The following is a 12,648-nucleotide window of genomic DNA, read 5'->3' on the forward strand; positions in this document are numbered from 1 at the left end:
GGGCGGCGTTTGTTTTTATTACCCCAGAACAGACAAAGTCGGAATAACTGCTATGAAAATGAATTTTGCTGGCCGGTCGGTGGATCTGTCCCGATGCCAGGTGATGGGGATTCTCAATGTTACGCCCGATTCCTTTTCCGATGGTGGCCGGTTCAATACCGCTGATGCCGCGCTCGTTCGTGCCCGGACCATGGTGGATGATGGCGCCTCCTTTATCGATGTAGGAGGCGAATCGACCCGGCCGGGAGCGGAGCCGGTATCGACGCAGGAAGAGCTGGACCGGGTTTGCCCTGTGGTGGAGGCCATTGCCCGTGAGCTGGATACCGTGATTTCAGTGGATACCAGCAACCCGGCAGTGATGGAGGAAGTGGTCAGGCTCGGCGCCGGTTTGATCAACGACGTGCGGGCTCTCCAGCGAGAGGGTGCGCCGGAAGTGGCGGCCAAAGCCGGCGTGCCCGTCTGCATCATGCACATCCAGGGTGAGCCGGACACCATGCAGAATAACCCCCGATACCATAACGTTCGGCGCGACGTGAGTTCGTTTCTGACCGAACGGATGCGAGTGGTCGAAAAGGCCGGTGTGCGGCCGGAAAACATTATCCTGGACCCGGGATTTGGCTTTGGGAAAACTGTGGATCACAACATCCAGTTGCTGGCCACTCTGGAGCAGTTGCATTTGCTGGGGCACCCGTTGTTGATCGGAGTTTCCCGGAAATCCATGCTGGGCGCGATTACCGGCCGCGACGTCAACGAAAGGTTGCCGGCAAGCCTCGCTGCCGCGACAATATCCGCCATGAAAGGCGCAAGCATCCTAAGGGTGCATGATGTGCGGGAAACGGTGGACGCCGTCAAGATCGTGACGGCAGTTAAGGAGGCAATCTGATGTCCCAGCGCAAATATTTTGGAACCGACGGAATCCGGGGAAGGGTGGGCGAGAGCCCGATTACCCCCGAATTTATGTTGCACCTGGGGTGGGCGGCAGGCCAGGCCTTCAAGAGGCAGGGTCAGCGCAACAGCGTGCTGATTGGAAAGGATACCCGCTTGTCAGGTTACATGTTTGAATCCGCACTTGAGGCGGGATTGTCTGCTGCGGGGGTGGACGTGAAGTTGCTTGGCCCGATGCCGACGCCGGCCATTGCCTACCTGACCCGAACGTTTCGGGCATCTGCAGGCATTGTGATCAGTGCCTCTCATAACCCGCACCACGACAACGGCATCAAGTTCTTCTCGGCTAACGGCACCAAGCTCGATGACGCCCTGGAGGCTGAGATCGAGCGCTGGCTCGAGCAGCCGATTCAGGTGTGCGAGCCCAATGAGCTGGGCAAGGCAAGCCGTGTCGACGACGCTCCGGGCCGGTACGTGGAGTTCTGCAAGAGTACGGTGCCCAATGAGTTTACCCTCGATGGACTGCATATCGTGCTCGACTGTGCCCATGGCGCCACATACCACGTTGCCCCCAAGGTGTTTAAAGAGCTCGGAGCCAGGGTTTCGGTGATTGGCGCAGAACCGGACGGGCTGAATATCAATCTCAACGTGGGGTCGACCCACCTGGATGCTCTGAAACAAACCGTTGCTGAGAAGCAGGCTGATCTGGGCATTGCTTTCGATGGCGATGGTGACCGTGTGCTGATGGTCGACCGGGACGGCTCCGAGGTGGATGGAGACGAATTGCTGTTTATTCTGGCCTCCCAGCGTCATGCTGAAGGTCGGTTGAACGGTGGCGTGGTTGGAACCCTGATGACCAATCTGGGGGTTGAGCTGGCGCTGCGCGAGATTGGCATCGAATTCGAGCGTGCCAATGTGGGTGACCGTTATGTGATGGAGCGGCTGCTGGCAAATAATTGGATTCTTGGCGGTGAAGGTTCGGGCCATATGGTTATCCGTGACTGCACCAGTACGGGCGACGGCATTGTTTCTGCGTTGCAGGTGCTCCTGGCTGTTCGCCGGTCCGGAAAGACTTTGGGAGAGTTGCGTCAGGGAATGGCCAAGCTGCCCCAGACGATGGTGAATGTTCGGGTGGCCCGGCGGTTTGACCCTCATAGCCGGTCCGACATCGTTGAGGCAGTGCGCAGAGCGGAGGCTGACCTTGGTGAAGCCGGCAGGATTCTCTTGCGCGCGTCCGGGACCGAGCCTCTGATTCGGGTGATGGCAGAAGGTCAGAATGCCGAAGATATCGCCCGGGTTGCTGAGCAGCTGGCCCGTGTCGTGGAGCGGTCAACACCCTGATTTTGAGGGGCAGGGCGGGTTGTGCAAGGCAAATGTCTGCTGTATAGTTCGCCCTCCCTCAGGTCGGGATGATTGAGATTTGGTATGCGTCGCAAGATCGTAGCTGGAAACTGGAAGATGAACGGGTCGAAAGACCTTGTGCAGCAGCTGGTCGGTCAGGTCCGCGAGCAGGTTGCCGGTCTTGATGCCAGGGCAGAGGTGGTTATCATACCTCCTGCCCTTTATGTTGACTCTGTGGTTGCGCTTTGTGGCTCTGAATTGGTTGCTGGCGTGCAGAACGTCAGTCAGTGGCAGTCAGGTGCCTACACTGGTGAAGTGTCCTCTGATATGGCGAAAGATCTGGGGTGTCAGTACGCTCTGGTTGGTCATTCCGAGCGTCGCCAGTTGTTTGGTGAGTCCGATGAAGTGGTTGCCAGGAAGATCGAGCGGGTTCTGGCATCCGGGCTGACGGCAGTACTTTGCGTCGGTGAGACTCTGGCAGAACGCGAAGCCGGTTCGGCTGAACGGGTAGTGGCCAATCAGGTTCAGCAAGGCCTGGCGTCGGTGGCTGGTGAACAGTGGTCGAAAATTGTGGTTGCCTACGAGCCGGTATGGGCGATAGGCACCGGAAAGACGGCGACTGCAGAAGATGCCCAGGCCATGCACGCGGATATTCGCCGGGTGCTGGCAGAGATGGGCGCGCCGTCTGAGACGATTTCAGTACTTTACGGCGGCAGTGTAAAAGCGGATAATGCGGCCGCTCTGTTTGCAGAGCCCGATATTGATGGCGGTCTTATAGGTGGTGCTTCCCTTAAGGCTGAAGATTTTGTAAGTATCTGCCGTGCGTTTCCGGTGGGTGCCTAAGCCAAAACGTTTACGAGAGTCTGTATGGATTGGATGGAAACACTGGTAGTCGTTGTTCACGTCGTGATCGCCGTGGCTCTGGTGGGTCTGGTCCTTATCCAGCAGGGTAAGGGTGCAGATGCCGGTGCTGCTTTCGGTGGCGGTGCGTCCCAGACCGTGTTCGGTAGTCAGGGCAGTGGCAGCTTTCTGACCCGTCTGACCACGTTTATGGCGGTTGTATTTTTTGTGACGAGTTTTTCGCTGGCAATCTTCGCCAAGCAGCGTGCTGAAGTGGCAGGGGAGGCGGGTATTCCGACAGTTCAGGAATCCCGTCAGGCACCAGCTGAAGCTGCGCCTGGTATCGAAGAATCTGCAGGTGGCGAAAGCGAGGGTGGGGAATCGCAGCTCCCTGACCTCGAGTAAAGAATGTTGCCCGGGTGGTGAAACTGGTAGACACGCCATCTTGAGGGGGTGGTAGCGAAAGCTGTGCCGGTTCGAGTCCGGCCCCGGGCACCATATTTGAGTAAGACGGCTTGGAAGTTCCAGGCCGTTTTTTTTGGTCAGTCCTTGACCAGTCTGCGCGGCGTCTCTATACTCCGGCGGATATTGGACCTTGCAACGGCGTTGTGGTGTCCAGGCAGGCCAGGTGTCTGTCGGCAGAGGGCAGAGTTGGGTTAGCTTTCTGCGAATTCTTGCAACAAAAGGCCCCATTCATAGGGGCTTTTTGATTAAGGGGCCTGGCGCAAAGGGCCCTGGTGCATAAAAAGGGCTGATCAACAGCCCTTTTTTTGTTTTTGTAGTCCGAAAATCTGAATACGGAGGCGGCGACACTTGTCAGCCAAGCTTAAACAACTGGAAGACATTCTGCGCCCGGTAGTGGAAGGGCTCGGGTATGAATTCTGGGGTATCGAATACCGTTCCCGGGGCTATCAGTCCATGCTTCGGGTGTTTATTGATGATGCGGAAAATGGCATCAGCATTGAAGACTGCGAGAAGGTCAGTCGTCAGATAAGCGGCGTGATGGATGTGGAAGACCCCATCCAGAGTGAATACACCCTGGAGGTATCGTCGCCGGGTATGGACCGGCCGCTGTTTCGTCTCGAGCAGTATCAGGAATTCGTTGGCCATCAGGTCCAGATCAAGCTGCGCATGGCGTTTGAAGGCAGGCGCAAATTTACCGGCCTGATCAAAGGTATAGAGGGCGATGAAGTCATCGTGGTTGTTGATGACCACGAATACCTGTTGCCTTTTGACAGTATTGAAAAGGCCAACATCGTACCGGTTTTTGAATGACCCATTCGAACAAGACTGTGGATGCATCGATTATATTGAGGGCAGGGCAATCCAATGAGTAAAGAGATCTTGCTGGTAGTAGAATCCGTCTCGAACGAGAAAGGTGTCGAGAAAGACGTGATTTTCGAGGCGATCGAGCTGGCGCTCGCGACCGCTGCCAAGAAGCGTTACGAAGACGAGGAAGCGGACATCCGGGTTGCCATTGACCGCCGCACCGGAGAGTACGAGACCTTCCGCCGCTGGTTGGTGGTGGATAACGACGCCGTTCCAGCGCTGGGTACAGAGCTTACCTTCCAGGAAGCCGAAGAGATCAGTCCAGACCTGAAGCCGGGTGACATCCACGAAGAGAAAGTGGAATCAGTCGCCTTTGGTCGTATCGGTGCCCAGGCTGCCAAGCAGATTATTTTCCAGAAGGTTCGCGAAGCTGAGCGCATGAAGATCGTCGACAGCTACCGCGACCGCGTTGGCGAGCTGGTTTCCGGAACGGTCAAGAAGGTGACACGGGACAACGTTATTGTGGATCTGGGTGGCAATGCCGAAGCACTTCTGCCCCGTGAGCATCTGATTCCCCGGGAAACCTTCCGCATGGGCGACCGCGTGCGCTCCCTGCTGCTGGAGATTCGCACCGATCATCGCGGCCCGCAGCTGATCCTGAGCCGTACCGACGCGCAGATGCTGATTGAACTGTTCCGCATTGAGGTGCCGGAGATTGCCGAGGACCTGATCGAGATCCGTGGTGCAGCCCGTGACCCCGGCTCCCGCGCCAAGATTGCCGTGAAGACCAACGATCGCCGTATTGATCCCGTCGGTGCCTGCGTGGGCATGCGGGGTTCCCGGGTCCAGGCCGTGTCCAACGAACTGGGCGGCGAGCGTGTTGATATTGTGTTGTGGGACGACAACCCTGCTCAACTGGTCATCAACGCCATGGCGCCGGCCGAGGTTGCCTCCATCGTGATGGATGAAGATCGCCACACCATGGATGTCGCTGTTGCAGAGGATAATCTGGCTCAGGCGATCGGCCGTAACGGCCAGAACGTTCGTCTGGCCACCGAGTTGACCGGCTGGACCCTGAACGTGATGACCGAAGAGGAAGCCGGTGAGCGTCAGGAGCAGGAATACACCCGTCTGGTGGAGCACTTTACCGCGCACCTGGATGTTGACGAGGAATTTGCCGGTGTCCTGATCGACGAAGGCTTTACCTCGATCGAGGAAGTGGCGTACGTGCCAATGGAAGAAATGCTGGCCATCGATGGTTTTGACGAAGAAACCGTCACAGAGCTGCGCCGTCGTGCCAAGGACGTCCTGTTGAACCAGGCGCTGGCAAGTGAAGAAGCCCTGGAGGGCGCAGAGCCCGCCGAAGATCTTCTCAACATGGAAGGTATGGACCGTTCGCTGGCGTTCAAGCTCGCCGGTATGGGCGTGCGTACGATGGAAGATCTGGCCGAGCAGTCAATTGACGAACTGCTCGAAATTGAAGGTATGGATGAAGAGCGTGCTGGTCAGCTGATCATGACCGCGCGTGCCCCCTGGTTTGAAGACCAGGCCTGATTCGGGAGAGGAGGACCAGTATGGCTGATGTAACGGTAAAACAACTGGCCGCAGATGTAGGCGCTCCCGTGGATCGTTTGCTGAAGCAGATCGTGGAAGCGGGCCTGAAAGCCCGTAGTGAGAACGACGCTGTCACCAGTGATGAGAAGCAGCAGTTGCTGACCTATCTGAGAAAGACCCACGGTGAAGCTCAGGCAGAGCCGAACAAGATTACCCTGAAGCGTAAAACCACCACTACGTTGAAGGCTGGTAAGGCAAAAACGGTAAACGTGGAAGTACGCAAGCGCCGCACCTATATCAAGCGTGCGGAACTGCAGCCGGAGCCGGAGCCGGAGGTTGAAGCACCGAAGCCGGAAGACGTAGCGGAACAACCCGCGACTGAAACGCCGGTGGTCGATGAAGCACCGAAAGTGGCTGCAGAGCAGCAGGAAAAGCCGGCAGAAACCAATGCTCCAACGGAGCCGGCAGCGGCCGAGCCGGTTCAGGAAGAAAAGTCCGAACCCGAACTGGAAACTGCACCGGAGGATATGCCCATGCCTCCGCCTGAAGACGAAGGTCGGGATCGCAAGCCAAAGAAAAAGAAAGAAAAGGTACGCGAGCGCGGCGACGATATCGAAGAAGGCAAGCCGAAGAAGAAACAGGCTGGCCATCGCGGCCCTCGCAGCCGTCCGGTTGAAGAACCTCTGGTGATTTCTGAAGACGAGGAAGAAACCGTTCCTCGCAAGCAGCTGCGGGCTAAAAAGAAACCGAAAGAAAAGCGTCATGCTTTCGAGAGGCCCACAAAGCCAATGGTTAGAGAAGTACAGATTCCGGAAACCATCACCGTCGGTGATCTTGCCCAGCGCATGGCTGTCAAAGCCGCTGATGTCATCAAAACCCTGATGGGAATGGGCGTTATGGCCACCATCAACCAGGCGCTGGATCAGGAAACCGCTGTTCTGGTGACTGAAGAGCTGGGCCACAAGCCCAAAGCAGTCAGCGAAGATGCCTTTGAAGAAGAAGTGCTGAGCGAGATTACCGAGCTGCATGAAGGCAAAGAGAAAATCAAGCGCGCCCCGGTAGTGAGCGTGATGGGTCACGTTGACCACGGTAAGACATCCTTGCTGGATTACATTCGTCGCACCAAGGTTGCGGCTGGTGAATCCGGTGGTATTACCCAGCACATCGGTGCCTACCACGTAGAAACCGACCACGGCATGGTGTCTTTCCTGGATACACCGGGCCACGCGGCGTTTACCGCCATGCGTGCACGCGGTGCTCAGTGTACGGATATCGTTATTCTGGTTGTGGCCGCAGATGACGGCGTTATGCCGCAAACCAAGGAAGCGGTTCAGCATGCACGCTCTGCCGGTGTGCCGCTGGTGGTTGCCATCAACAAGATGGATAAGGAAGAAGCCGACCCGGATCGCATCAAGAACGAACTGTCTGCCCTGGATGTGATTCCTGAGGACTGGGGTGGCGATGTACAGTTTGTGCCGGTTTCTGCCCATACCGGTCTGGGTATTGATGACCTGCTTGAAGCGGTTCTGCTGCAGGCGGAGATTCTGGAGCTGGAAGCCTCACCTGACGCATCCGCGCGCGGTGTGGTTGTTGAGTCCAGTCTGGAACGTGGTCGTGGTTCGGTGGCAACGGTTCTGGTTCAGAACGGCACCCTGCGTCAGGGCGACATGGTCGTAGCCGGATCCTTCTACGGCAAGGTTCGGGCGATGACCGACGAAGCTGGCAAGCAGGTCAAGGACGCGGGCCCCTCCATTCCGGTCGAGATTCTTGGCCTGAACGGCACACCGGATGCGGGTGATGAGTTCTTCGCCGTGGCTGATGAGAAGAAAGCCAAAGAACTGGCCGAATTCCGCCAGACCCGCGAGCGCGAGCAGCGCCTGCAGCGTCAGCAGGCCGCCAAGCTGGAGAACATGTTCGAAAACATGGGTAAAGACGAAGTCAAAACCCTTAATGTTGTTCTCAAGACCGACGTTCGTGGTTCCCTGGAGGCCATCACCAAGGCCCTGCAGGACCTGGGTAACGAGGAAGTTCAGGTCAAGATTGTCTCATCTGGTGTCGGCGGTATTGCCGAGACAGACGTGAGCCTGGCCATGGCTACCAACGCCGTTATCTTCGGTTTCAACGTGCGTGCGGATACCGCTTCCAAGCGCCTGGTTGAGCAGGAAGGTCTGGATCTGCGCTACTACAGCATCATCTATAACCTGATTGATGATGTTAAGTCGGCCCTGACTGGTATGCTCAAGCCCGAATTCCGGGAAGACATCGTGGGTATCGCCGATGTGCGTGACGTGTTCCGTTCACCGAAGTTTGGCCAAGTGGCCGGCTGCATGGTGACCGAGGGTACCGTATACCGTAACAAGCCGATCCGCGTACTGCGTGACAACGTGGTTATCTTCGAGGGCGAGCTGGAATCCCTGCGTCGCTTCAAGGATGACGTACCGGAAGTCCGCAACGGCATGGAGTGTGGTATCGGTGTTAAAGGCTACGACGTGAAAGTGGGCGATCAGATCGAGGTGTTCGATCGCGTTCGCGTTGAGCGTCAGCTCGAATCAACGGGGGCCTGATGGCACGGGAATACAGTCGCATAGATCGTATCGGCGATCAGATGCAGCGTGAACTGGCTCAGCTCATCCAGCGCGAGGTCAAAGACCCTCGCGTTGGTATGGTCACGGTGAATGCTGTCAAGGTCAGCCGTGACCTGGGCTATGCCGATATCTACGTTTCGCTGTTGTCGACCGAAGAGCTTACCGAGCAATCTCCGGAAGTGCAGGATTCTTTGTCGGTACTCAACAAGGCCTCGGGGTTTCTCCGTGGTCAGGTCGGGCGGGCGATGAAGCTGCGGGTGGTACCTCACCTGCGCTTTCATTTCGACAGCTTGCTCAACCAGAGCCGCAAGATGGATCGTCTGATCCGGGAAGCGGTCGGTGATCAGCCAGCCGTTCCCCGCGATGATCACGACGACCCGGTTTCTGATAATCCGGAGCGTGACGCTTGAGTCGAAGACGTAAAGGTCGTGACGTTAATGGCATCCTGGTGATCGACAAGCCCCAGGGTGTCACCTCCAACGGTATTCTGCAGCAGGTAAAGCGTTTGTATGGGGCTGCCAAGGCTGGCCATACAGGCGCCCTTGATCCTCTCGCCACCGGTGTCTTGCCATTGTGTTTTGGCGAAGCCACCAAGTTTTCCCAGACCATGCTCGACAGTGACAAGGCTTATGTCACTACCGCTCGGTTGGGCATACGGACAGAAACCGGTGATAGCGAAGGCGCAGTGGTTGAAGAAAAACCGGTGCCGGCGTTGACCGAAGCCCAGGTGGAGGCCGTACTTGAACAGTTTCGGGGCGATATCCAGCAGGTGCCGTCGATGTATTCCGCGCTCAAGCACAAAGGCCGGCCACTGTACGAGTATGCTCGCGAAGGCATTGAGATCGAACGCCCTGCGCGGCCTGTCACCATCTATGAGTTGACCCTGTTGGCGGTTCGCGAGCAGGAGCTGGATCTGGCGGTCACCTGTACCAAGGGTACGTATATACGCTCACTGGTTGAAGACATCGGTGCAGTACTTGGTTGCGGTGCCCATGTCAGTGCCCTGCGGCGTACCCTGGCCTCCGGCTACACTCTGGAAAACGCTCACGATGTCAAAGACCTGGAAGCCATGCGCGAGCGCGGCGAGAGCCTGGATGGCTTGTTGCTGCCGCCGGAAAGCGCATTGACCATGTTCCCGGAGCACCGGCTGTCGGGCTCGCCGCTGGTATCGATATTGAACGGACAACCGGTTAGAATACCGGGTCAGTCCCTTGAAGGCTTCGTGCGTGTCTACGGCGATCGCAACTTCGTGGGATTGGCAGAAGCTATGCCGGAAGGCGATGACACCAAACTGGTGCCACGCCGTCTGGTAAAGAGCAGCGGTGGGTAACACCGCCGCTGAATAGCCGGGCTGTAGAGATGCGCGGTTCGGCCGGATTTATCAGCATCGCAAACCATGAGGTGTAATATGGCACTGTCTGCCAATGAGAAAGCTCAGATCGTTAAGGATTTTCAGCAAGGTGACGGCGATACCGGTTCTCCTGAAGTTCAGGTTGCACTGCTGAGCGCCAACATCAACAAGCTGCAGGATCACTTCAAGGCCAACAAGCAGGATCACCATTCCCGCCGCGGCCTGATCCGGATGGTAAACCAGCGTCGTAAGCTGCTGGACTACCTCAAGCGTAAAAACGCTGACCGCTACCTGGAACTGATCCAGCGCTTGGGTCTGCGTCGCTAATCCGGTTTAGCGACCTGAAGGCTGGTCCGGGGTTGCCTCGGGCCAGCCGCGCTTCTCTTCCACTGTCTGTGTGTGCCCGCTCAGGGGATGCCAGACGGTGTTTATGCTGCAGTTGATTTGTCAGTGAAACCGAAGGATTTTCTCTGTCTAATGGAAAGCCGATATTGATAGCAGGTTGTTGAAAAGCCCGGGGTAGCAAAAACTGGCTGCCAGCCATACCGGGGTTTTGCAACAGCCTGTTAGCTTTCAGACGGGTTGCCTTTCGGTTCACAGATCAGACTGCTGCGGTGGTAAAGAAAACCTGGCAAGGGTGGGTGTCACCCGGTCAGGTATTAACCGTTGAAAAGAGCAGGAGTTTATTGTGGATCTGCAACCACGTAAGAAAACCTTTGAAATGGGTGGCGAAACCTTCACCCTGGAAACCGGTCGTGTTGCCCGTCAGGCAACCGGTTCCGTTCTCGTGTCCACAGGCGATACCGCTGTACTGGGTACCGTTGTTGGTGCCAAGGAAGCCAAGCCGGGTCAGCCGTTTTTCCCGCTGACCGTTAACTACTTTGAGAAGACCTATGCGGCCGGTAAAATTCCCGGTGGCTTCTTCAAGCGTGAAGGCCGTCCGTCCGAGAAAGAGACGCTGACTTCCCGCCTGATCGACCGTCCGATTCGCCCATTGTTCCCGAGTGGCTACATGAACGAAGTACAGGTTATCTGTACCGTCATGTCTGCCAGCAAGAACCACGATCCGGATATCGCGGCCATGCTGGCGGCCTCTGCTGCACTGGCAATTTCCGGTATCCCGTTTGATGGTCCTATCGGTGCTGCCCGCGTTGGTTTCACCAACGACAAAGGCTACTTCCTGAACCCGACCTTTGAAGAGCTGGCCAGCTCTGATCTGGACATGGTGGTTGCCGGTACCGAAGACGCGGTGCTGATGGTTGAGTCCGAGGCCAAAGGCCTGACCGAAGACCAGATGCTGGGCGGCGTACTGTTCGGCCACCAGGAAATGCAGGCGGCCATTACCGCCATCAAGGAATTTGCCGCTGAACACGGCAAGCCGCGTTGGGAGTGGCAGCCTGAGGCTGAAAATACCGAGCTTCTGAATGCCATCAAATCCGAGTTTGGTGGTGCCATCGAAGAGGCCTACGCCATTCGTGACAAGATGGCTCGCTACGAGCGTCTGGGCGAGATCAAGGCTGCGGCCGTTGAAAAGCTGGCCGGTGAAGAAGAAGGTCAGCCTTCCGAAGAGCTGGTGAAGAAGTACTTCGGCAAGGTTGAGAAGTCTGTGGTTCGCCAGCAGGTTATTGATGGCAAGCCGCGTATCGACGGCCGTGACAACAAGACGGTGCGCCCGATCGAAGTGGAAGTGGGCATTCTGCCGTCTGTTCACGGTTCTGCCCTGTTCACCCGTGGTGAAACCCAGGCCATCGTAACTGCCACTCTGGGTACCACCCGTGATGTGCAGATTATCGACGCACTGGAAGGCGAGCGTAAAGATCCGTTCCTGTTCCACTACAACTTCCCTCCGTACTCCGTCGGTGAAGCCGGCCGTGTTGGTACTCCGGGCCGTCGTGAAGTGGGCCATGGTCGCCTGGCCAAGCGTGGTGTTCTGGCGGTTATGCCGACCATTGAAGAATTCCCGTATGCCATTCGTGCGGTTTCCGAGATCACTGAATCCAACGGTTCCAGCTCCATGGCTTCCGTTTGTGGCTCTAGCCTTGCACTGATGGATGCTGGTGTTCCCATCAAGGCGCCGGTGGCCGGTATCGCCATGGGTCTGGTCAAGGAAGGTGACAAGTTCGCCGTTCTGACTGACATCCTGGGTGACGAAGACCACCTGGGCGACATGGACTTCAAGGTTGCTGGTACCAAAGAGGGCGTTACCGCCCTTCAGATGGATATCAAGATCCAGGGTATCACCGACGAGATCATGGAAATTGCCCTGGAGCAGGCCCACGCTGCGCGTCTGCAGATCCTGGACGAGATGAACAAGGTGATCTCCACTCCGCGTGCCGAGCTGTCTGAGCGTGCGCCGAGCATCACCACCATCAAGATCCATCCGGACAAGATCCGTGACGTTATCGGTAAGGGCGGTTCTGTGATTCGTTCTATCTGTGACGAGACCGGTGCGTCTATTGACCTGGATGACGATGGCAATGTGAAGATCTACGCCGATAACGCTGCAGCTGCACAAGCCGCGGTGAATCGCGTGAAGGAAATCACCGCCGAGATCGAAGTGGGCGCTATTTACAAGGGCCGCGTTGAGCGCATTGTGGACTTCGGTGCCTTTGTTAACATCCTGCCTGGCAAGGACGGTCTGGTGCACATTTCCCAGATCTCTGAGCGCCGCATTGAGAACGTGACTGACGAGCTGAGCGAAGGTCAGGAAGTTCTGGTGAAGGTGCTGGATGTAGACAACCGTGGTCGCGTTAAGCTGTCCATGAAGGAAGTTAAGGAAGGCGAGCAGCCGACTGACTTCGCTGACTGATTTTTTGGTTAGTC

The 12,648-nt window shown here is 57.0% G+C and carries 11 protein-coding genes and 1 tRNA gene; all 12 read left to right on the forward strand.

Going from position 1 to position 12,648, the window contains the following annotated elements:
- Positions 1 to 52: 52 nt before the first annotated feature.
- The 12 genes from folP to pnp all read left to right on the forward strand — a co-directional run bounded on the left by folP (position 53) and on the right by pnp (position 12,634).
- Positions 53 to 883 (forward strand): dihydropteroate synthase, encoded by an 831-nt coding sequence (gene folP / locus ABIE59_RS08800; RefSeq protein ID WP_354446124.1) that lies wholly within the window; start codon positions 53 to 55, stop codon positions 881 to 883.
- A complete protein-coding gene (glmM, locus tag ABIE59_RS08805) occupies positions 883 to 2,226 on the forward strand; it encodes a phosphoglucosamine mutase (RefSeq protein ID WP_354446126.1) in 1,344 nt (447 codons plus the stop codon). Before folP ends, glmM begins: the two co-directional genes overlap by 1 nt.
- Before the next feature lie 84 nt (positions 2,227 to 2,310).
- The gene (gene tpiA, locus ABIE59_RS08810) at positions 2,311 to 3,069 is read left to right on the forward strand and encodes a triose-phosphate isomerase (RefSeq protein ID WP_354446128.1); all 759 of its coding nucleotides are present in this window, start codon (positions 2,311 to 2,313) and stop codon (positions 3,067 to 3,069) included.
- A gap of 24 nt (positions 3,070 to 3,093) precedes the next feature.
- Positions 3,094 to 3,471, forward strand: a complete 378-nt coding sequence (secG, locus tag ABIE59_RS08815; protein WP_152439078.1) for a preprotein translocase subunit SecG — start codon at positions 3,094 to 3,096, stop codon at positions 3,469 to 3,471.
- Between the two features lie 8 nt (positions 3,472 to 3,479).
- Positions 3,480 to 3,564 (forward strand) — tRNA-Leu (locus tag ABIE59_RS08820).
- A gap of 315 nt (positions 3,565 to 3,879) precedes the next feature.
- Positions 3,880 to 4,341, forward strand: a complete 462-nt coding sequence (gene rimP / locus ABIE59_RS08825) for a ribosome maturation factor RimP (protein ID WP_058092549.1) — start codon at positions 3,880 to 3,882, stop codon at positions 4,339 to 4,341.
- A 54-nt stretch (positions 4,342 to 4,395) separates the two neighbouring features.
- Positions 4,396 to 5,889, forward strand: coding sequence for a transcription termination factor NusA (nusA, locus tag ABIE59_RS08830; RefSeq protein WP_106694144.1), 1,494 nt, complete (start codon positions 4,396 to 4,398; stop codon positions 5,887 to 5,889).
- 20 nt (positions 5,890 to 5,909) lie between these two features.
- Positions 5,910 to 8,453: a translation initiation factor IF-2 gene (gene infB / locus ABIE59_RS08835; protein ID WP_354446131.1), complete on the forward strand. Its 2,544-nt coding sequence runs from the start codon at positions 5,910 to 5,912 to the stop codon at positions 8,451 to 8,453.
- Positions 8,453 to 8,884, forward strand: a complete 432-nt coding sequence (gene rbfA, locus ABIE59_RS08840; RefSeq protein WP_354446133.1) for a 30S ribosome-binding factor RbfA — start codon at positions 8,453 to 8,455, stop codon at positions 8,882 to 8,884. The genes infB and rbfA overlap by 1 nt, the downstream gene beginning before the upstream one ends.
- Positions 8,881 to 9,804: a tRNA pseudouridine(55) synthase TruB gene (gene truB, locus ABIE59_RS08845; protein WP_354446135.1), complete on the forward strand. Its 924-nt coding sequence runs from the start codon at positions 8,881 to 8,883 to the stop codon at positions 9,802 to 9,804. The genes rbfA and truB overlap by 4 nt, the downstream gene beginning before the upstream one ends.
- A 78-nt stretch (positions 9,805 to 9,882) precedes the next feature.
- Positions 9,883 to 10,152, forward strand: a complete 270-nt coding sequence (gene rpsO, locus ABIE59_RS08850) for a 30S ribosomal protein S15 (protein WP_008171539.1) — start codon at positions 9,883 to 9,885, stop codon at positions 10,150 to 10,152.
- 367 nt (positions 10,153 to 10,519) lie between these two features.
- Positions 10,520 to 12,634, forward strand: a complete 2,115-nt coding sequence (gene pnp / locus ABIE59_RS08855) for a polyribonucleotide nucleotidyltransferase (RefSeq protein ID WP_354446243.1) — start codon at positions 10,520 to 10,522, stop codon at positions 12,632 to 12,634.
- Positions 12,635 to 12,648: the final 14 nt, after the last annotated feature.

It is taken from the genome of Marinobacter sp. MBR-99, from assembly GCF_040547575.1.
GTDB lineage: Bacteria > Pseudomonadota > Gammaproteobacteria > Pseudomonadales > Oleiphilaceae > Marinobacter.

Coding starts and splice junctions, on each gene's coding strand:
- folP (WP_354446124.1), top strand. CDS start 53: ATGAAAATGAATTTTGCTGGCCGGTCGGTGGATCTGTCCCGATGCCAG.
- glmM (WP_354446126.1), top strand. CDS start 883: ATGTCCCAGCGCAAATATTTTGGAACCGACGGAATCCGGGGAAGGGTG.
- tpiA (WP_354446128.1), top strand. CDS start 2,311: ATGCGTCGCAAGATCGTAGCTGGAAACTGGAAGATGAACGGGTCGAAA.
- secG (WP_152439078.1), top strand. CDS start 3,094: ATGGATTGGATGGAAACACTGGTAGTCGTTGTTCACGTCGTGATCGCC.
- nusA (WP_106694144.1), top strand. CDS start 4,396: ATGAGTAAAGAGATCTTGCTGGTAGTAGAATCCGTCTCGAACGAGAAA.
- infB (WP_354446131.1), top strand. CDS start 5,910: ATGGCTGATGTAACGGTAAAACAACTGGCCGCAGATGTAGGCGCTCCC.
- rbfA (WP_354446133.1), top strand. CDS start 8,453: ATGGCACGGGAATACAGTCGCATAGATCGTATCGGCGATCAGATGCAG.
- rpsO (WP_008171539.1), top strand. CDS start 9,883: ATGGCACTGTCTGCCAATGAGAAAGCTCAGATCGTTAAGGATTTTCAG.